Origin of the sequence: Streptomyces griseoluteus (assembly GCF_004784465.1) — a bacterium.
In the GTDB taxonomy this organism is placed as follows: domain Bacteria; phylum Actinomycetota; class Actinomycetes; order Streptomycetales; family Streptomycetaceae; genus Streptomyces; species Streptomyces griseoluteus.
Genome location: NZ_SRRU01000003.1, coordinates 407,774 through 426,990, shown reverse-complemented (window position 1 = coordinate 426,990; position 19,217 = coordinate 407,774). Strand labels below are relative to the sequence as shown.

Annotated in this window: 20 protein-coding genes; 4 read left to right on the top strand and 16 right to left on the bottom strand. The window is 72.3% G+C overall.

Translation table 11 applies throughout. The features are described from left to right. Positions 1–3: 3 nt before the first annotated feature. Complete coding sequence (locus tag E5082_RS10840) at positions 4–591, bottom strand: UdgX family uracil-DNA binding protein (RefSeq protein WP_135791039.1); 588 nt, start codon at positions 589–591, stop codon at positions 4–6. Further along, the gene (locus E5082_RS10835) at positions 588–923 is read right to left on the bottom strand and encodes a DUF6343 family protein (RefSeq protein ID WP_135791038.1); all 336 of its coding nucleotides are present in this window, start codon (positions 921–923) and stop codon (positions 588–590) included. The genes E5082_RS10840 and E5082_RS10835 overlap by 4 nt, the downstream gene beginning before the upstream one ends. A 245-nt stretch (positions 924–1,168) precedes the next feature. On the opposite strand from E5082_RS10835, the gene E5082_RS10830 reads away from it, so the two are divergent. Continuing rightward, positions 1,169–1,750, top strand: coding sequence for a hypothetical protein (locus E5082_RS10830; protein ID WP_135791037.1), 582 nt, complete (start codon positions 1,169–1,171; stop codon positions 1,748–1,750). A 46-nt stretch (positions 1,751–1,796) separates the two neighbouring features. Beyond that, positions 1,797–2,501, top strand: a complete 705-nt coding sequence (locus tag E5082_RS32890; RefSeq protein WP_229918794.1) for a hypothetical protein — start codon at positions 1,797–1,799, stop codon at positions 2,499–2,501. 71 nt (positions 2,502–2,572) lie between these two features. Here E5082_RS32890 and E5082_RS10815 read toward each other — a convergent pair whose 3' ends face one another. From E5082_RS10815 to asnB, 6 genes are all read right to left on the bottom strand, one after another. Further along, entirely contained in the window at positions 2,573–3,445 is an 873-nt protein-coding gene (locus E5082_RS10815) for an SDR family oxidoreductase (RefSeq protein WP_135791036.1), read from the bottom strand. After that, complete coding sequence (locus E5082_RS10810) at positions 3,442–4,452, bottom strand: iron-containing redox enzyme family protein (RefSeq protein ID WP_135791035.1); 1,011 nt, start codon at positions 4,450–4,452, stop codon at positions 3,442–3,444. Before E5082_RS10810 ends, E5082_RS10815 begins: the two co-directional genes overlap by 4 nt. Next, positions 4,449–4,664, bottom strand: coding sequence for a CDGSH iron-sulfur domain-containing protein (locus tag E5082_RS10805; protein ID WP_135791034.1), 216 nt, complete (start codon positions 4,662–4,664; stop codon positions 4,449–4,451). The genes E5082_RS10810 and E5082_RS10805 overlap by 4 nt, the downstream gene beginning before the upstream one ends. A gap of 86 nt (positions 4,665–4,750) precedes the next feature. After that, complete coding sequence (locus E5082_RS10800) at positions 4,751–5,416, bottom strand: HemK2/MTQ2 family protein methyltransferase (RefSeq protein ID WP_135791033.1); 666 nt, start codon at positions 5,414–5,416, stop codon at positions 4,751–4,753. A 172-nt stretch (positions 5,417–5,588) separates the two neighbouring features. Beyond that, positions 5,589–6,488, bottom strand: coding sequence for a glycoside hydrolase family 19 protein (locus E5082_RS10795; RefSeq protein ID WP_135791032.1), 900 nt, complete (start codon positions 6,486–6,488; stop codon positions 5,589–5,591). A gap of 285 nt (positions 6,489–6,773) precedes the next feature. Next, positions 6,774–8,615 carry an asparagine synthase (glutamine-hydrolyzing) gene (gene asnB, locus E5082_RS10790; protein WP_135791031.1) on the bottom strand — a complete coding sequence of 614 codons (1,842 nt, stop codon included), beginning with the start codon at positions 8,613–8,615 and terminating at the stop codon, positions 6,774–6,776. 420 nt (positions 8,616–9,035) lie between these two features. On the opposite strand from asnB, the gene E5082_RS10785 reads away from it, so the two are divergent. Next, positions 9,036–10,190, top strand: coding sequence for a glutathione-independent formaldehyde dehydrogenase (locus E5082_RS10785; protein WP_135791030.1), 1,155 nt, complete (start codon positions 9,036–9,038; stop codon positions 10,188–10,190). Positions 10,191–10,211: 21 nt separating this feature from the next. Here E5082_RS10785 and E5082_RS10780 read toward each other — a convergent pair whose 3' ends face one another. Further along, positions 10,212–10,499, bottom strand: a complete 288-nt coding sequence (locus tag E5082_RS10780; RefSeq protein WP_086695328.1) for a hypothetical protein — start codon at positions 10,497–10,499, stop codon at positions 10,212–10,214. A 337-nt stretch (positions 10,500–10,836) separates the two neighbouring features. On the opposite strand from E5082_RS10780, the gene E5082_RS10775 reads away from it, so the two are divergent. After that, positions 10,837–12,210: an NAD-dependent succinate-semialdehyde dehydrogenase gene (locus E5082_RS10775; protein ID WP_135791029.1), complete on the top strand. Its 1,374-nt coding sequence runs from the start codon at positions 10,837–10,839 to the stop codon at positions 12,208–12,210. A 21-nt stretch (positions 12,211–12,231) separates the two neighbouring features. On the opposite strand, the gene E5082_RS10770 is transcribed toward E5082_RS10775, so the two are convergent. The 7 genes from E5082_RS10770 to E5082_RS10740 are packed head-to-tail and all read right to left on the bottom strand — an operon-like array spanning position 12,232 to position 19,176. After that, on the bottom strand, positions 12,232–13,317 hold the full coding sequence (locus E5082_RS10770) for an NADase-type glycan-binding domain-containing protein (protein WP_135791028.1): 1,086 nt from the start codon (positions 13,315–13,317) through the stop codon (positions 12,232–12,234). Positions 13,318–13,322: 5 nt separating this feature from the next. Beyond that, positions 13,323–13,892, bottom strand: a complete 570-nt coding sequence (locus E5082_RS10765) for a phage tail protein (RefSeq protein ID WP_135791027.1) — start codon at positions 13,890–13,892, stop codon at positions 13,323–13,325. Beyond that, positions 13,889–15,847: a putative baseplate assembly protein gene (locus tag E5082_RS10760; RefSeq protein WP_135791026.1), complete on the bottom strand. Its 1,959-nt coding sequence runs from the start codon at positions 15,845–15,847 to the stop codon at positions 13,889–13,891. Before E5082_RS10760 ends, E5082_RS10765 begins: the two co-directional genes overlap by 4 nt. After that, positions 15,847–16,269, bottom strand: a complete 423-nt coding sequence (locus E5082_RS10755; protein WP_031181818.1) for a GPW/gp25 family protein — start codon at positions 16,267–16,269, stop codon at positions 15,847–15,849. Before E5082_RS10755 ends, E5082_RS10760 begins: the two co-directional genes overlap by 1 nt. After that, on the bottom strand, positions 16,266–16,586 hold the full coding sequence (locus tag E5082_RS10750) for a PAAR domain-containing protein (RefSeq protein ID WP_135791025.1): 321 nt from the start codon (positions 16,584–16,586) through the stop codon (positions 16,266–16,268). Before E5082_RS10750 ends, E5082_RS10755 begins: the two co-directional genes overlap by 4 nt. A gap of 44 nt (positions 16,587–16,630) precedes the next feature. Next, positions 16,631–18,454, bottom strand: coding sequence for a VgrG-related protein (locus E5082_RS10745; RefSeq protein WP_135791024.1), 1,824 nt, complete (start codon positions 18,452–18,454; stop codon positions 16,631–16,633). Beyond that, complete coding sequence (locus E5082_RS10740; protein WP_135791023.1) at positions 18,451–19,176, bottom strand: CIS tube protein; 726 nt, start codon at positions 19,174–19,176, stop codon at positions 18,451–18,453. Before E5082_RS10740 ends, E5082_RS10745 begins: the two co-directional genes overlap by 4 nt. Positions 19,177–19,217 lie beyond the last annotated feature (41 nt).

Below are 19,217 nucleotides of genomic sequence, written 5' to 3'. Positions count from 1 at the left end.
CGGTCAGCAGCGTCGCAGGAGGTCCGCGACGACGCGCAGGTCGGGCACCAGGCCGTCGTAGACCGCGTCCCGGTCGTCGGCCCGCAGGACGGCGGAGGGGTGGATCGTGGCGAGCGGCCCGGAGATCCCGTCCTCAGCCGTCTCGCCGTCCGGTCCCGGCCAGGGCAGCAGGGCGCCGCGCTGCTCGGTGACCCGGAAACCGGAACCGAGCAGCGCCTTGCCCGCCGTGGTACCGAGCGTGACCACCACCTCCGGTGACACCAGGCGCAGTTCGGCCAGCAGCCAGGGGCGGCACGCCGTCATCTCCCGCAGGGTCGGGGACTTGTGGATACGGCGCTTGCGGCCCGGCCGGACCGTGAACTTGAAGTGCTTGACCGCGTTGGTGACACAGGCGTGCCCGGAATCGACTCCCACGTCCGCCAGGGCCCGGTCCAGCACATGGCCGGCCGGGCCGACGAACGGTCTGCCCTGCCGGTCCTCCTGGTCGCCGGGCTGCTCACCGAGGAGCAGGACCCGCGCCCTCGGGTCGCCCGCCCCGAACACCGTCTGCGTGGCGTCGTACCCACGCCCGACCTCGGCGCCCCCGCTCATGTACGGCGGGCGCGTTCGCGTGCGAGGCGCAGCAGGACCACGACCAGGTCCACGGCGGCGAACACCGCGAGGACACCGCAGATCACGGCCAGGACCGTGAGCTGGGTGGGGTCCGGCACGTCCTGCTGCCGCACCGCGCCCGCCCAGACGGCGAAGAGCACCGTACCGAGTACGAAGACCAGCAATCCGATCACGCTGAGCACCAGCCGCAGCTTCAGCGCGCTGCGGGCGGTGACCGGTTCGGTCCCGGTGCGTGCCCGGCGACGGCCGACCGTGCCCGGACGCGCGCGCGGCACGCGTGCCGTCTCGTCCTGAGTGTGTCGTCGGCTCATGCCCTCATCCCCGTCCAGGTCGCGAGGAGTCGTCAAGGACTCCGAGGAGGGAGGCGGCCCGCCGCACGACGGACGCCGGGCTGCCCGGTGCCGACTCCGCGTACCCGCCCCCGCGCCCCGGCAATCACCCCCTGCGCGCCAGGCCGGGCGGTGTGCGGGAACGGGGCCGGGGTACTCGGGCGGAGTAACCAGCAGGCCGCCGACCCGGCCGGCCCCTTCACTCAACTCACCAAGCGGGAGAGGCGATGTCCACCGCACAAACGCTGATCGCCATTCTGGTTCCCATAGCGGTCGTCCTGATCCTGGTCGCCGCGGGAGTGTGGCTGGTGACGCGCCGCCGCAGGCGCCGCCTCCAGGAGAAGTTCGGCCCCGAGTACGACCGGGCCGTGCAGTCCGGCGAGAGCAGGCGGGAGGCCGAGCGCGAACTGCAGGCCCGCGAGAAGCGGCACCGCGACCTCGACCTCAAGGAGCTGTCCCCCGAGGAGCGGGACCGCTACGCCGCCGAGTGGAGGGACACGCAGGAGCGGTTCGTCGACCATCCGGCGCAGAGCGTCGACGACGCCGACCGCCTGGTCACCCAGCTCATGCGCGACCGCGGCTACCCCACCGAGGGGTTCGAGCAGCAGCTCCGGGACCTGTCCGTCGAGCACGCGCAGACTCTGGAGCACTACCGCGACGCCCACGACGTGAGCCTGCGCAACGAGAACGGCGAGGCCACCACGGAGGAGCTGCGCGGCGCCATGGTGCGCTACCGCACCCTCTTCGACGACCTGCTGGGCAGCGGCCGTCCCCCGCACCACGAGAGCACCGGGCACGACGCGGCCTGACCCGGCGCGCACTTCCACCACGGCACGAGCGGAAAACGAGGTTGTCATGTCAGACCGGCACACCAACAGCGGCCCCGGCGAGGGTGAGTTGACCACGGAGGACCTGGCCCGCCCCGGCCGGGAGAGCCCCGACGCCCGCTCCGGCCCCCTGTCCGAGCCGCGTCCGGACGCACCGTCCGACACCGGCCACGACGCCCCGCCGGACGCCCGCTCCGGCCCGCTGCCGGGGGCGCGGCCCGACCGTACGGCCGAGCGCTCCTCCGACACGCCCCCGCCGGCCTACCCCGGTGAGGCGTCGGCCGTCTCCGACGACGGGCGGGGCGTTCCCGGCGCGCGGGAGAGCGTGCCCGAGCGCACCGCCACCGGCGAGCCGGCCGGCGCTCCGGAGCGCACCCCCCTGACCGAGCGCGACGACCGCGACCGGCGCCCGGACGGGGACCAGCGGCAGGGCGGCGGGCAGCCGCGCTCGGTGGACGAGGGCGCCGACCCGCTGATCGCCCACCAGGAGGCCGACACCTTCCGCGAGCGCTGGGCCAAGATCCAGGGCACCTTCGTCGACGATCCCAAGGACGCCGTCCGTTCGGCGGACGCGCTGGTCGCCGACGTCATACAGTCGCTGGCCGCGACCTTCGCCGACCACAAGAAGGAACTCGAGGGCCAGTGGAGCCGCGGCGAACAGGTCGAGACCGAGGGCCTGCGGGTGGCGCTCCAGCAGTACCGCACCTTCTTCAACCAGCTCCTGGACGCCTGAGCCCGGCTCACGTCGCACACGACAGCGGCCCGGACCGACGAGGTCCGGGCCGCTGTCGTGTCGTACGGCGGTTACGGCAGCGGCGTGCCGCCCGTCGCGTTGAGGATCTCCGCCGTGATGAAGCTGGCGTGCGACGAGGCCAGGAAGACGTAGGCGGGGGCCATTTCGGCCGGCTGAGCGGGGCGGCCGAGCGGGGACTGCTTGCCGAACTCGACCGTGTCCGGCATCGTCGCCGGGATCAGCGGCGTCCACACCGGGCCCGGCGCCACGGCGTTCACCCGGATGCCGTCCTGGGCCACCATCTGCGCCAGCCCCTGGGTGAAGGTGACGATCGCGCCCTTGGTCATCGCGTAGTCCAGCAGATGCGGACTCGGCTTGTACGCCTGCACGGACGTGGTGTTGATGATGCTGCCGCCCGCCGGGATGTGCGGGAGTGCCATCTTGCTCAGCCAGAACATGCCGTACAGGTTGGTGCGCATCACCCGGTCGAACTGCTCGGTGGTGATCGCCTCGATGCCGTCCGGCTGGGACATCTGGTAGGCGGCGTTGTTCACCAGGATGTCGATGCGCCCGAACTCGTCCACCGCCCGCTCGATCAGCCGGCGGCACTGCTCCTCCTCCCGGATGTCACAGGGCACCGCCACCGCCTTGCGGCCGGCCTCCTCGACCAGCCGGCTGGTCTCGGCCGCGTCGTCGCCCTCCTCGGGCAGATAGGTGAAGAGCACGTCGGCGCCCTCGCGCGCGTAGGCGAGCGCCACCGCCCGGCCGATGCCGGAGTCGCCGCCGGTGATCACCGCCTTCCGGTCGGTCAGCAGGCCGCTGCCCTCGTAGGACTCCTCGCCGTGGTCCGGCGGGGGGTCCATCGGGCCGGTCCAGCCCGGATGTTCCTGCCCCTGCTCCGGGAACTCGGGGCGGGGATGCCGGTGGAGGGGATTCTCGGTCACGGGGACTTCCTTTCCGTTCCGCCGTGCGGGAGTGTCCGCAGGGCGCTGTGCTGTTGCTGCCACGCCTTCAGCACATGCGCGCCGAACCGGTCCTCCAGCAGACCGGTGGCGTGCACACCGAAGGCGATGTCGGCCTCGAGATGCGGCTCGTCGGCGAGCAGCCCGCCGACCACGTCCCGGCGGACCACCTGCTCGTGCACGGCGTCCGCCTCCACGTGCTCGTCGTAGAACCGCTGCGCGGCCTTCCCCGCGCCGGTACGGCGCAGGGCGGCCGCCATCCGGCGGGAACCCGGCGACGAGGTCACCTCGACGGTGGCGAAGTGCCCCACCAGGGCGCCCCGCAGCGCGCGGTGCAGCCCGAAGAGGGACATCAGGTTGACCGTGGCCAGTGCGACCGCCGGCGCCCGGTCGAGATAGTGGCCGTAGGTGGTGTCCAGGCCGAGGTCGGTCATCAGATCGGCGTAGAGCCGCGCGTGGATCTCCTCGGGGCGGCCGGCGCCGAACTCGTCGAACTCGACGGCCACCATGCCCGCCTTGGCCCGGCCGCGCAGCCTCGGGATGACCCAGGCGTGCGGGTCGGCCTCCTTGAGGTGGTACAGCGAGCGCAGGGCCGCGTACTCGGTGAGCTGCCACAGCTCGCCGTCGCGCTGGAGGTGGTGGCTGACGCTGCTGTCGTCGTGCCCGACCGGCTCCACCAGCAGCGCGTCCAGCGCCTCGTCGGCGCTGGTGCCCGGCGGCACGTCCCGGCGCAGGGCCGCGAGGAACGGCCGCTCCAGCGAGCGCCGCACCGCCAGCAGGCCGGGGTCCCACTCCAGCTCGTCGGGCACGCCCGTAAAGCCCCGGTAGTGCAGCTCGTAGAGCACGTACAGGGCGAGCTGGAGGTCGTCGCCGTACGGGTCGACGGTGGGTGGGAGCGTGCTGTCCAGCGCGGTGTCGCCGCTGGTCAGCGCGGCGATAACGGCGGCGGACAGCTCGCCGCGCGGCTGGGGGAGTGCGGGCCCGGTCACCGGGTCTCCTTCGCGTTCTTCGTACGGCGGCGGTGGCTGGTGTCGCACCAGGGGTAGATACGGCTGCGGCGGCAGGTGCAGAGCGCGACCGTGAAGCGCCGCGAGGTCACGACCGTGCCGTCCGGGAGGGTCACCTCGACCGGGCCGGGCAGGAGCAGCGGGCCGTCGGGGGTGATCGTCACGCTCGTCGGGTCCTCGGCTTCTCGGCCCACGGGTGACCACCGTCCTCTCGGCTCGGGTACTGGGGTCCGTGCTGCTCGAGTACCCGCTGAAAGCCGCCGAAACGGGCCCGTCCGGGTCAACGGCGCACGGCGCGCACGACCACCAGCTCCTCCTGGTCCTCGTGCCGGTCGCGCAGCATGCCCCGGCTGTGCAGCCAGGAACGGCGCTCGCGCAGCACGGGGCCGAAGGGCACGGTGGCCCGGTCCACCACGGTGGCGTCCAGCCCCGCGGCGTTGAGCCGGTCCAGGGTCGGCGCGGTGCCGCACAGCGCGGAGTGCACCAGGAGCAGGACACCGCCCCGCTTCAGCACACCGGCACTGGTGTCGCAGATCCGGTCCACGAAGAGCCGCCCGTCCGGCCCGGCGTCCCAGGCGCGGGCGGAACCCCGGCTCGGCGGCCTCGGCGCGGGCGCGGGGACGTAGGGCGGGTTGCTCACCACCAGGTCGTACCTGCGGCCCGGCACGGCCGAGACGAGGTCGCCGCGGCGCACCGTGATGCGCTGCCCGGCGAGCAGCGCGTTGCACCAGGCGGTGGCCAGGGCCCGCCGGGAGATGTCGACCGCTGTGACCCGCGCCCCGCGCGCGGCGGCCCGCACGGCCAGCGCGCCACTGCCGGTGCACAGGTCGAGCACACAGGAGTCGGCGTCCAGGTGCTCCTTCTCCATGACACGTGCGATGAGATCGGTGTCGTGCTGCGGGGTGTACACGCCCGGCGGTGTCGGCAGGGCTGCCAGGGGTCCCATGTCGGCCTCCAGGGCGCTGATCGTTCCTCGTGCCGTTTCTGAGTGCCCTGCGTAGCGATCGGCACACCTCGTGGAACCGCGACGTGACTGCACGTGACGGAGTGGAAGCCTTCGGTGACGCACGAGCGCGCCACGGCCGGGATGGCCGTGGCGCGCCGGGAGCGTCGTGACGTCAGCAGTAGAGGTTGCCGCCGGGGGAGACGCCGAGGATCTGCGCGAAGCGCTGGTAGGCGTCGACGCGGCTCTGCACCTGGGCGGGGTTGCGGCCGTCGCACTCCAGGGAGCCGTTGATGCTGCGGATGGTCTGCCCGAAGCCCGCCTGGTTCACCATGGCGTTGTGCGGCGTCATGGACCCCGGTCCGGACTGGGTGTTCCAGTACCAGAGACCGGTCTTCCAGGCCACGGCGCTGTCGTTCTGGACCAGGTTCGGGTTGTGCAGCAGGTCGATGCCGAGCGCGTCGCCGGCCGCCTTGTAGTTGAAGTTCCAGCTGAGCTGGATCGGCCCGCGCCCGTAGTACGCCGCCTGCCCGGCCGGGCAGCCGTACGACTGGCTCCAGTCGCAGTACGTCGGGTAGTTGGCGGTGTTCTGCTCGACCACGTAGACCAGGCCGCCGGTCTCGTGGTTCACGTTGGCGAGGAAGGCCGCGGCCTCCTGCTTCTTCACCGTGTCGCTGCCGGTGTTGGCGAAGCCGGGGTACGCGCCGAGCGCGTTCACCAGCCCGCTGTAGGAGTAGAACGAGTTCCGGTTCGGGAACATCTGGTTGAACTGGGCCTCGCTGACCACGAAGTTGCCGACGGGCGTGTTCCCGCCACCGCCGTCGCAGTTGTACGGGTCCCAGTACCAGGTGCTGATGACCGGGTCGTAGCCCGGATTGTCGTGCTCGGCGATGTACGCCTTGCCGTCGGTGTACCGGACGATGTCACCGGCCCGGTACGACTTGCCGGCCACCCAGTTCGGGTAGCTCGAACAGGAGGCCGCCGGGGCGGCCGACGCGGCCGGCGCCGGCAGCAGCACGGGTGCCACGGCGAGCGCGAGCGCGGCCAGCGCGGCGGAGATGTGCCGTCTCGACACTGAATCAACTCCTAGATGTGCCACGGCCGTTCCAGCGCGGAGCGGAACGCGGGCGCGCTCACTGCGGGCATGCCGGAGACACCGGCGAAGGCGTGGGGGGCGGCCGTGATGGGGGGTGTGAGGCCACACTCAAACGCATTGGTCTGTACCAGTCAAGAGGATGTGCCGGGGAGGGTCGAAGTTCGGTCAACTTCCTTGCTTGAAGGGGGAGTCAGGTGTCCGGACGACGGCGTACAAAAGGGTGCGGAGGGCGTCCTCGACGCCCTCCGCACCCCTTTTCGGATCTCAGCCGGTGCTCACCTCCGGCGCGTACAGGTCCAGCCACGTCGCGAGGTCGAGCGCCCGCTCCAGGCCCCGACGGGCCGCCTGCGTGCCCGCCAGGGACTCGTTCTCCGCGATGCGCCGCACCTTCTCGCGGTCCAGGAGGTCGAAGACCCGGTGGGACGGCTTGGCGAGGAGGTCCTTGACCTGGGTCTGCAGGGCGCGGCCGTAGCCGGGGTCCTGGGTGGAGGGGTAGGGGCTCTTGACGCGGTCGTACACCGACCGGGGGAGCACGTCCGCCGTGGCCTCGCGGAGGAGGCTCTTCTCGCGGCCGTCGAACGACTTCAGCGCCCAGGGCGTGTTGTAGACGTACTCCACGAGCCGGTGGTCGCAGAACGGCACCCGCACCTCCAGCCCGACCGCCATGCTCATCCGGTCCTTCCGGTCGAGCAGGACGCGCACGAACCGGGTGAGGTGGAGGTTGGACATCCGTCGCATGCGGAACTCGAGATCGCTCTCGCCGTCGAGCCGTTCGACCCCGGCGGCGGCCGTACGGAACCCGTCCGCGATGTACCCCCTCAGGTCCAGCGCGTCCGTCAGGTCGGGACGCAGCACGCCCGTGTCGTCGCCGAAGTGGCGGCCGAAGCTGACCAGCCAGGGGAAGGTGTCCGCGTGCCGGGCCTCCTCGTCGAAGAACTGGAGGTAGCCGCCGAACACCTCGTCCGCCGACTCCCCCGACAGGGCCACCGTGGACTGGTCCCGGATGGCGCGGAAGAGCAGCAGGAGGGAGGCGTCCATGTCACCGAACCCGGCGGGCAGGTCACGGGCGCGGATCACTTTCTCGCGTGCCGCCGGGTCGGCGAGGGACTGCACGTCGAGGACGATGTCCTGGTGGTCGGTCCCGGCGAGCCGGGCCACGTCGTGGACGAAGGGGGTGTCCGGGGTCCCCCGCAGCTCGTCCGCGACGAAGTTGTCCGCCTGCCCGGCGAAGTCGACCGCGAAGCTGCGCACCTTCTCGCCCCGTTCCGCGAGCTGCCCGGCGGCCAGCGCGGTCATGGCGGAGGAGTCCAGCCCGCCGGAGAGCAGGGTGCATCGGGGCACGTCCGCGACGAGCTGACGGCGCACGATGTCGTCCAGCAGCGTGCGGACGGTGGTGATCGTCGTGTCCCGGTCGTCGATGTGCGGCCGGGTCTCCAGCCGCCAGTACACGCGGGTGCGCAGGCCGGAGCGGTCGACGGTCACGACGGTGCCCGGCTCGACCTCGCGCATGCCGTCCCACACCGCGTGGCCCGGCGTCTTGATCATGGTGAACAGCTCCCGCAGCCCGTCCAGCGTGACGCGGGGGCGCACCAGCGGGTTGGCGAGGATCGCCTTGGGCTCGGAGCCGAAGAGGACGCCGTCGGCGGTCGGGTGGTAGTAGAACGGCTTGATGCCCATCCGGTCGCGGATCATCACCAGCTTGTCGTCCCGCCCGTCCCAGACGGCGAACGCGTACATGCCGTTCAGCCGCTCGGCCACCGCGTCGCCCCACTCCAGGTAGCCGCGCAGGACGACCTCGGTGTCGGAGTCGGTGGTGAACCGGTGTCCCCGGTCGGTGAGTTCACGGCGCAGCTCGGTGAAGTTGTACGCCTCTCCCGAGTAGACGAGCGCGACGTTCCCCTGGGGTGTGCGCACCGACATCGGCTGGCGTCCGCCGGGCAGGTCGATGATGGCGAGCCGGCGGTGCCCGAGGGCGGCGGGCCCCTCCGCCCAGACGCCCCGGTCGTCCGGGCCACGGCAGGCCATCGTCTCGGTCATCGCATCCAATACGGAGTCCTCGGCGCCGAGATCACGGTCGAAGGACACCCAGCCGGTGATGCCGCACATGCGCTGCCTCCTGTTGCCGGCGTACCGCCGACGCGCTGCTGACGTGCGGTTTCCCGCGCGCACCGGGTCTGGTCGCCAAACCAGTTGTATCGAGCACCTATGTGACGAGCCTCCGCCTGGCACCGGCGCCGGTCAACGGCTCCGTAATCTCCGCGACACCAACCACCGCCGGTTTCGGCCGCACTTTGCCGAAGCGAAAACCGGCGTGTGCCGGGTGAGCAGGGCGGCGGCACCGCGAACCGGCCACAGGCAAAAACTTCACCAATCCGGGTGAGTTGCAGCACCCGGCCAGGGGGCGTTACCTGGAAGCAACGGCGGTGAAGCGAGGGCCACGGGCCCCGGCCCGGCCGCGCTTCCGCGCGTCCCGCACCGGCCCGCCCCCGTCGCCGTCAGCCGGCACGAGACGCGGAGGTGACACAGGTGAAAGCCGTTGTCTACGAGAGGCCCTTCAGCGTCACGGTGACAGAAGTCGACGATCCGCAGATCCAGCACCCCAACGACGTGATCGTCCGCATCACCTCGTCCGCGATCTGCGGCTCCGACCTGCACATGTACGAGGGGCGCACGGCGGCCGAGCCGGGCATCGTGTTCGGCCACGAGAACCTGGGCGTGATCGAGGAGGTCGGCGACGGCGTGGTCTCGCTGTCCGTGGGGGACCGCGTCGTGATGCCGTTCAACGTCGCGTGCGGGTTCTGCAAGAACTGTCTCGCCGGGGAGACCGGGTTCTGCCTGACGGTGAACCCCGGCTTCGCGGGTGGCGCGTACGGCTATGTGTCCATGGGCCCGTACCCGGGCGGCCAGGCGGAGCGGCTGCGGGTGCCCTTCGCGGACTTCAACTGCCTGAAGCTGCCCGAGGGCGACGAGAACGAGACCGACTACATCCTGCTGGCGGACATCTTCCCGACCGGCTACCACGGCTGCGAACTCGCCCAGGTGTCACCCGGCGAGACGGTCGCGGTGTACGGGGCCGGGCCGGTGGGCCTGATGGCCGCCTACTCGGCGCTGCTGCGCGGTGCGTCCAAGGTGTTCGTGGTCGACCGGGTGCCCGAACGGCTCGCCAAGGCCGAGGAGATCGGGGCCATCCCGATCGACTTCACCAAGGGCGACCCGGCCGAGCAGATCAAGGCGCAGACGAACGGCGAGGGCACCGACAAGGGCATCGACGCCGTCGGCTACCAGGCCCAGAAGGGCGACGAGAGCGGTCACGAGGAACCCGCGATCGTCCTCAACCAACTGGTGGAGACGGTCCGTCCCACCGGCCGGCTCGGCATACCGGGCCTGTACGTGCCGTCCGACCCCGGTGCCCCGGACGAGCACGCCAAGCACGGTCAACTCCTGGTCTCCATCGGCAAGATGTTCGAGAAGGGCCAGAAGATGGGCACCGGTCAGTGCAACGTCAAGAAGTACAACCGCCAGTTGCGCGACCTGATCGCCTCGGGCCGCGCCCGGCCGAGCTTCGTGGTCTCCCACGAACTTCCGCTGGACGAGGCCCCGCAGGCGTACGACAAGTTCGACAAGCGGATCGAGGGCTACACCAAGGTGGTACTGCACCCCGGCCACGACCTCGCGGCGTGAACCGGGGCTCCGGCCCGCCGGTCAGGCGTGCTGGGCGGTGATCTTCCGTCCCGGCGCCGCGTGGTGGGCCGGAGCGTCCTCGTCCGAGGTGCGCAGCCGCTGGAGCCAGAGCGTCGCCGTGACCAGCAGCCCGGCGAACAGCACGAGCAGGAGCAAGGAGACCCACATCTGGCGACTGCCGGGATGCATCCAGCCCGTCCAGATCGCGGCGGTGAGCCACAGGGCCACGCCGGTCGCGTAGAAGGCACGCACCCGGCGCAACTGCCGTACGGCCCGCAGGATTCGGGAGTGATCGGTCTTCGCTGCCATGCGGCCCCTGTACCCCCGATTCCGCGCCGCACGACCCCTGGATCGCAGACTCTTGCCGTCCGGCAAATTCGCCCTGGTCAGAGGCGCACGACGACCAGGGCGGTGTCGTCCGTCATGCCCTCGGCGGGGAGCATTTCGGACAGCACGGAGTCGGCCGGCGCCTCCGGCGACATGATGTCCCGGTTGCTCTCCAGGGACTCGGCGGGCCGGTCCAGCCGGGGAGGGGGAGGTGTGTTCGGGGTCTGCCCACGGGTAGCCGGTTGGCCGTACCGTCCGGTAATACCCGGCTGCCGCCACCCGCCCCGCGGCTTTCCGGACCGGAGAACGAGAGGACGTCATGGAGCACTACCGAATCGTCAACCCCGCCACCGGCGAGACCGAGCGGGAGTACCCGACCGCGACCGACGCCGAACTGCGCGAGGCGCTCGAAGCCGCCGACACCGCCCAGCGCGAGTGGGCCGCACGGCCGCCCGCGGAGCGTGCGGCCGTGCTGCACCGGGTGGCCGACCTCTACGAGGAGCGCAAGGACCAGCTCGCCGCGATCATCACCCGCGAGATGGGCAAGCCGGTCCGGCAGGGCCTCGGCGAGATCGACATCGTCGTCTCGATCTACCGGTACTACGCCGACCACGGCGAGGAGTTCCTGAAGGAGGAGGAGCTCGACGTGGCCTCCGGCGGCCGCGCCGTCATCCGCAAGGAGGCCGTCGGCACCCTGCTCGGGATCATGCCGTGGAACTTCCCGTACTACCAGGTCGCCCGTTTCGCCGCGCCCAACCTGATGCTGGGCAACGCGATCCTGCTCAAGCACGCCCCGCAGTGTCCGGAGTCCGCGCTGGAGATGGAGCGGATCTTCCAGGACGCGGGGCTGCCGAAGGGGGCGTACATCAACATCTTCGCCACCAACGACCAGATCGCGGACGTGATCGCCGACGACCGGGTCCAGGGCGTCTCCCTCACCGGCTCCGAGCGGGCGGGCGCGGCGGTGGCCGAGATCGCGGGCCGGAACCTGAAGAAGGTCGTGCTGGAACTGGGCGGCTCCGACCCGTATCTGATCCTCGGCGTCTCGGACATGTCCCGCGTCGTGAAGAACACCCTCCAGGGCCGCATGCTCAACGCGGGCCAGGCGTGCAACGCCTCCAAGCGGATCATCGCGCTGGACGAGCACTACGACGAGTTCGCCGAGCGGTACACCGAGGCGATCCGCCGCATCGTCCCCGGCGACCCCACCGACCCCGGCACCTTCATGGGCCCGCTCTCCTCGGAGAAGGCCCTTAAGACCCTGGACGAGCAGGTCCAGGACGCCGTCTCCAAGGGCGCGACCGTGCTGGCCGGCGGCCGCCGCATGGACCGGCCGGGCGCCTGGTACGAGCCGACGGTGCTCGCCGGTATCACGCCCGACATGCGGGCCTACAGGGAGGAGCTGTTCGGCCCGGTCGCGCTGCTGTTCAAGGTGGGCTCCGAGGACGAGGCGGTCGAGTTCGCCAACAACTCGCCCTACGGGCTGAGCGCCTCTGTGCAGACCGACGACGACGAGCAGGCCGAGCGGGTGGCCCAGCGTCTCGCCGCCGGCATGGTGTTCCTCGGCGGCCCGGCCGGCTCCGCCGCAGAACTGCCCTTCGGCGGGGTCAAGCGGTCCGGCTTCGGCCGCGAACTGGGCCGCTTCGGCATGGAGGAGTTCGCCAACCACAAGCTGATCCGCGTCACCCGCTGAACTCCCCGCCGCCCCTGAGCATCACGTCCGCTGGAAGAACTCCACCTCCGCCAGCGCGACGTGCCGCCCGCCGGACAGGCCGACCGGGTCGCTGAGCGTCAGCCGGACCGAGGTGACCCGGCTCATGCCGACCGCGACGGGCTGCGGGCCGGGCTTGTCGCTCAAGTCGATCACCTTGCGCCGGACTTGGCCGTCCTCCGAGTAGACGTCCATGTCCAGGCGGAGGGCGCGGGCCTGGGTGCCGTAGTCCTCGGCGTTCTTGGACGCGCCGTTGGTGACGATCACGTCCACGAACCGGAACGGCTTGGCGAAGGCGTACGTCACCGACGCGCTCCTGCCGGGGATCGCCCAGTAGCGGTTGGTCAGCCCGTCCGTGGTGAGCCGGGCCGAGTGCCCCGGAAGCTCGGCGGTGGCGGTGACGCGGGACGGGCTGACCGCCTTGGGCGTGCCCAGCTTGTCCCGCGTGTCCTCGATCAGAGCCCGCCCGGCCGGAAGCAGCAGGAACCCCGCCACGCACAGCGCCAGCACCACCGCGAGGATCACCAGCAGCCGGGTCAGCGCGCCCGAGCCGGCGCGGGTGCGCCGCCGGAACGGCCACACGGTGCGCCACCACGGCAGCGGCTCCGACACCGCGACGGGCGCCAGCGGAGCGGCGCACTTGCGGCAGAAACGGCGGTGCGGAGGGTTGGGCGTACGGCAGACGGGACACGGGATGCCCGAGGTGTCCTCGTCCGCCGGCAGGGGGCGGACCACCGGGCGCGGGGCGACCGCCTTGGCGGGTTTGACGGGCTGGGGAGCGGTCGAGGGAGCGGGGGTGACCGGGCGCGGGGGAGCCGGGGTGGGCCCGGGTGCCGGTGCCGGTGCCGGTGCCGGCGTGGGCGTCGGCGCGGGTGGCTCGGCTTCGTCGGTCCGGTCCGGGGCGGGCTCGGCGGCCGGCTCGGGGGCGGGTTCCGGTTCCGGCACCGCCTCCGGTTCCGTGGGGGCGGCGGCAGCCGCCCGGCGCGAGGACCGCCCCGACTCCTCCGACCAGCCCAGATAACTCCCGCAGTTCCCGCAGAAGTCGTCCGTCGCCTCGTTCGACGCCCCGCAGGCGGGACACTCGCGCATGGCCGTCACTCTCCTTCACCGGAGCCGGAGGGCGCGGCGGAAAGGACCTCGACCCGGCATCGCGTGTGCACCGGGACCAGGGCCTGGACCAGTTCATGGACCCGTGACTCCTCGACCGTCGCCTCCCGGCGGGGCCACACCCGGACGACGATCCCGGCGTCCGGAGCGGGCGGCAGCTCGCTGCCGGGGGTGCCCGACCAGACGGCGGCGCCGTCGCCCACCACCTCGGCCCGTACCCCGAGGATCAGCCGGAGCGCCTCCACCAGCCCGCGCCTCGTACCGCGCCACCGGTGCAGCTCCATCGCCCGGACCGTGGCCTCGCGGCGCAGCTCCAGCGGCCAGCGCGGGTCGTCCACCCCGCCCACCCAGGAGGCGAGCCAGGCCACGAAGTCGGCCGGGGCCACCCGTGGGTCGAGGTAGGCGGGCAGGTTGTCGAGTGTGCTGAACACCGGGGCCAGGACCGTGTCCAGACCGGCGGTGAACCGCTGGGCGAAGTCGTCCTCCGCGTACAGCGCGGGCAGTTGGCCGCCGATCGGATGGCGGCTCGGCAGACCGGGGATCGCGGCGCGGCTCATACCCGTGCCTCCGGCTCCGCCGCCGTGACGACCACCTGGTGCTGGTACGGGAAGACCAGTGCGCCCGCGCCGATGTCGACCCGGTCCACCGGCGCACCGCGCCGCCCGGTCACCGGGTCGGCCGGGAACAGCCGGATGTCCTCCACCAGCACGTCCCCCACGGCCCGCTGGAGCACGCCGAACACCTCCCCGTACTGCACCGGCCGCCCGAACGGCCAGCCCGTGCCGTCGGGGCCGCCGTGCAGCGGGTCCAGGTGGTCGTAGAGCGCGGCCAGGGCGGTGGCCCGTACGCGGTCCGCGACGGCGGCCGGGGCGGTGAGCCGGGCCACCACGGTGACGCCCTGGTAGACCGGCGGTTCCACCACGAGACGGGTGCCGATCAGGCGCCGCTCGTCCAGGGCCCCGGTGATCGCGGCGAGCACCTGGTCGGACGGGATGAGCTGCTCGAAGCGGACCCGGCCGTCGTCGTCGGGCACCGCGTCCGGCACCACCAGCACCCGGACGGCGCCCGGCTCGTCGGCGGCGGGCAGACAGCGCACCCGGCGCACCGAGGGCGCCGCCTGCCGGGCGATGATCTCGTGGTCCTCGGCGGTCACCGCGCGCTCCTGCATGCGCAGCGCCTGCGGGGCGCGCAGCCGGGCGTTGGCCACCGACTCGCCCGCCACCCCGCCACGGGCCGCCTCCCGGTTGCCCACCCGGGCGACGTACGGCACCGAACTGCGCAGCACGTTGATCGCGCCGCGCGCCACGTTGCCCGCCGGGCCGCCGCCGGTGCGGTAGCGGGCCACACGGACCTGGGCGCCCTTGGGCGGCACCGCGCCGCACGGGCGCAGCGTGCCGTCGGGCTCACGCAGCGCGGGCGCGAAACCGAACTCGCCCGAGGTGGCGTCGACCCGTACGTGCCGGTCCTCGGGGCCGGAGCGGCCGAAGTGCTCGACGACCTGCCAGCGCTGCCAGCCGTCGGCGGAGGACACCTCCACCACGGGCGGCTCGCCGTCGAGCAGCACCGGCGGCCGGTCCAGGCGGAACGTCTGCCCGGCGACGCCCTCGGAGACGCCGAGCGGCACGTCCGTCACCGTCTCCGCGTGCTCCACCGTCATGGTGCCGCCCACCGTGAACACGGCGGCCTCCCGCACGGTGGGCGACTCGGAGTAGAACGGCTGGCCGGGCTCGGCCGGCACGACCCGGCAGCGCAGCCAGCCCGCGCGCGTCCCGCCGATCACGGACGCCGTGTGCGACGCCGGGACGTAGACGATGACCTCGCCGGGCCGGTTCAGACCGCCCGTGGTGTCCTCGCCGGTCTCGCACCGCAGCCAGCGCGTGCCGTCCCACGCCTCCCAGACCAGCGGGGGCTGGCGCGGGTCGACGCCGACGCCCTCGACCCGGCTGTCCAGGCGGACGGCGACCACACAGCGCGGCACGGCCGTCGGCAGCCCGAACAGCAGCGCGTCACCCGGCTCGGGCGTCGTCTGGAAGCAGGGCACGTCCCGGCCCTCGGCGAGCGCGTTCGTCCGGTCGGTCTGGTCACCGCCGCGCGGCGCCGTCACCAGCCGGATCAACTCGCTGGGCACGATGCGCAGTTCCTCGGTCGTGGCGAAGACGACGGCGTCCTCGTCCTCGCCCGCCGCCGTCGTCACCTCGGTGCCCGCGGTGAGCGTCACCGGCTCCGGCTGCGGCGCGGAGAGCCAGAAGTCGACCTCTGCGGACGCCGCCGACGGCGGGAACAGCCGGATGCCCAACAGGTCGAGAAAAGCGAGGTAGTTCTTCTCCGGCACCCGGTTCAGCCGGTACAGCAGCTGGTCCACCAGATAGGCGAACGTCTCGATCAGCGTGACACCTGGGTCCGACACGTTGTGGTCGGTCCACTCGGGGGCACGCTGCTGCACATACCGTTTCGCCTCGTCGACGAGCTGCTGGAAGCGCCGGTCGTCCAGATTGGGGGAGGGCAGGACCATCAGTCGCCGACCACTTCCTCGACACCCTCCTCGGAGGGGATCGTGTAGAACGGAAACACCAGATTGCGCCGGTCGTTGGTGGAACGCACCGTGTAATGCACGTCGATGTAGAGCGTCCCGGCGTCCACCGCGTCGAAGGCCACCACCACGTCGTCCACGGAGATCCGCGGCTCCCACCGCTCCAGGGCCTCCCGGACCTGCTGCGCGACCCGGCCCGCCGTGTCGCCGTCGCCCGGCGCGAACACGTAGTCATGGATGCCGCAGCCGAACTCGGGCCGCATCGGCCGTTCGCCGGGGGCGGTGCCGAGGACCAGCCGGATGGCCTCCTCGATCTCCCGTGCCCGCTCCACCATGGCGATGCCGCCGGTGGGGCCGACCCGCAGCGGGAACGCCCAGCCCCGGCCGATGAACCGCTCGCTCACAGCACGCCACCTATCTCCACGCTCAACTCACCCATCACGATCTGCGCCTGGCACGCCGTCTTGTCGCCCATCCGCGCGGCCGGCAGGCCGCCGATCAGCACGCCCTCGCCGGCCGGCGCCATCGGGTCGGGGATGATCACGTTCGCCGGGCCGGTGGCCGCGTGCGGGGGGACGACGCACACGTGCAGGCTGCCCACGACGGCCGCCGGACGCCCACCGATCAGTACGGTCGCCACCCGCGCGGCGGCCGCGGGCGGCGGGGTGGTGATCCGGCCGCCATGGCTCGTCGGATCACCGGTACGGGCTGCGGCCGGCATCGTGAACTCCTCGGTAATCGACATCAACGGACGTGCGCGACGGATCAGTTGATCCGGATGAGCTTGGCCTTCAGGACACCCAGCAGACCACCGTCCACCTCGACCGACGAGCGCCCGGTCACCGCCACCGCGCGCCCGGACACGGACACCCGCGACTGCCCGTCCAGCACCACCCGGCGCCCCTTCAGGGTCACCTGGCCCTGCGGCGCGCTCAGCGTGATGTCCTGCTTGTCCAGCACCATCGACGTGCCCACCTGCCCCGGCGACCGGTACACGGTCACCTCGATCCGGTCCTCGCGGTCGTCCATCCGGACCTCCAGACGCTTGTCCGCCGTCATCAGCCGCAGCCCCGAGGGACCCGGCCGGGGCGCGTCCAGCAGTTCCAGCCGGTGTCCCGAACGCGAAACGATGGAGCGCCGGTTGACCTTCCCGCTGGTCTTGTCCACCAGCGGCACATCGTGCTTCGACGGCTTGTCCACGCCGTTGTAGAGCCCGCCGAGAACGTACGGACTGTCCAGCAGCCCCTGCTCGAACCCGACCAGCACCTCGTCGTTGACCTCGGGGCTGACCACACCGCCGCCGCCCTTGCCGCCCCACTGCACGGTACGCGTCCAGTCCGAGACGTAAGTGTCGTCCAGCCAGGGGAACTTGAGCCGTACCGCGCCCTGCTCCGCGCCGTTCGGCTCCCGCACATCGGTGACCACGCCGATCGCCAGACCCGGAATGCGCGCACCGCGCGATCCCGCCGCCCCGGCACCGGACAGCCCGGTCAGCGAGGGGTCCGGGCGGGAGCTGACCCACAGGGTCGTCCGGTAGCCGCCGTGCGGCTCCAGCACGTGCTGCACCGCCGTCGCCGTGTACCGCCCCGAGAACGCGGGGCCCACATTGCCCAGGGCGACCGCCCTGCCCGCCCGCAGCGCCGGATTGCCGGTGGTCAGCGCCTCCAGGTCACCGTAGGACGCGCTCACCTGCTCCGCCGTCGCCCGCGCCACCGCCGCCGCCTCCGCCTGCGTGCGGTACGGGGTGTCGGCCACCGTCACCTGGGTCTTCCTGCCGAACCGGTTCACCGACGCGGGGTTCAGACCCGGCACGACCGTGCCGCTGGTGATGGACGCCTGCTCGGCCACCACCGCCCGCTTGGTGGTCGCGTCCCAGCCGCGCACCTGCACCTTCTGCGCCGCGTCCGCCATCGACAGCGACGCCCGCAGCGCCAGCAGGTTCCGGCCGTACTCCAGCACCAGCGGGCTCCGCGTCGCGGGCGTCGACGGAGCGGGCGCGCCGGACGCCTTCACGGGGCGGGTGAACTGCAGGACACCCTTGTCGTCCACCCGTACCTGCGCACCGCACTCGCCCGCCAGATACTGCAGGAAGTCCCAGTCGGAGACGTTCGCCTGCGAAAGCTGCTTGTGCGTGACCGCGGGCGCCTCCACCTTGCCGCAGGCCAGGCCCGCCGAGGTGGCGACCTTGCGGATGATCGCCGCCGTCGTCATGTTCCGGTACGCCACCACCTTCCGGCCGCGCTGCAGCCGGTGCGCCTTGGAGTACGCCCGTACGACGGTGAAGGTGCCCGTCCCGTCCCGGTCCAGCTCCAGGGCCGTCACCTCGCCGCTGAACAGCGGCTCCCGCGCCTGCCCCTTCACCGTCACCACCGACACCCGCAGCGGCGTGCCGATCGTGACACCGGTCGCCGCGAGGAACTCGTGCTGCGGATCGCGGTACGTCAGCACCGCCGCGTCCGGCAGCCCCACGCTCTCCTCGATCACACAGCTCACCAGCTGCGTCGCCCAGGTGTTCGGCAGCTCGCCCGGCGCCTCGACCACCGGATCGGCCGCGAACGACCGCACGTCACCCGACTCGGCGGCCGTCACCGCTCCTCCTCCTCGTACCCGGCGTCCCGCAGTCCGGGCACCACCAGTTCGGTGCCGGGCCGGAGTGCCATCGGGTCGTCGATGCCGTTCGCCTCGGCGATCGCCCGCCAGGCCGTCGCGTCCCCGTACTCCCGCCAGGCGAGCATCGCCAGGCTGTCGCCCGCCACCAGCGTGTGCGTGCTGCGCGCCGTCCGCGCGCCCGAGGTGGGGTTCTGCCCCGGCGGATCGACGCTCGCCTCCTCGATGGACAGCGAGCAGGTGGCCCGCAGCGGCTTGCCGTCCACGTCGAACAGCGTGTAAGACACCGACAGGCTGGACAGCACCCCGTCGAACGACGTCGTACGCGCCGTACCCCACTCGAACCGCACCCACGGGCTCGCCGGCTTCTTCCGGCCGAGGCTCGCCTGGGTGGGCACGCACGCCTTCATCAGCTTCTCCACGGCCTGCTCCACGGAGTTGTCGTGGGTGGCCGTCGCGTCCAGGAACACCTCCAGGCTCAGCACCCTCGGCCCACTGCCGACGAACTCCGGCAGCGCCGACTCGCCCGCCATGCGCGCCGGGGAGCGGCGCCACTCGGTGGACTTGCTCAGCTCCAGCGTCGACGGGTTGAACTGGAGGTCGAGCCGCGCGAGCGTGCCGCCGGGCTTGGCGCCGACCGAGGCCGGCGGCTCCTTGAGGGTGAGCTGCGCCCTGGCCCGGCTGGCGCGGACCGATGGGGACATGGGGTGGTTCCTTCCTGGGATACGGGGGCTTGGCGGGGCGA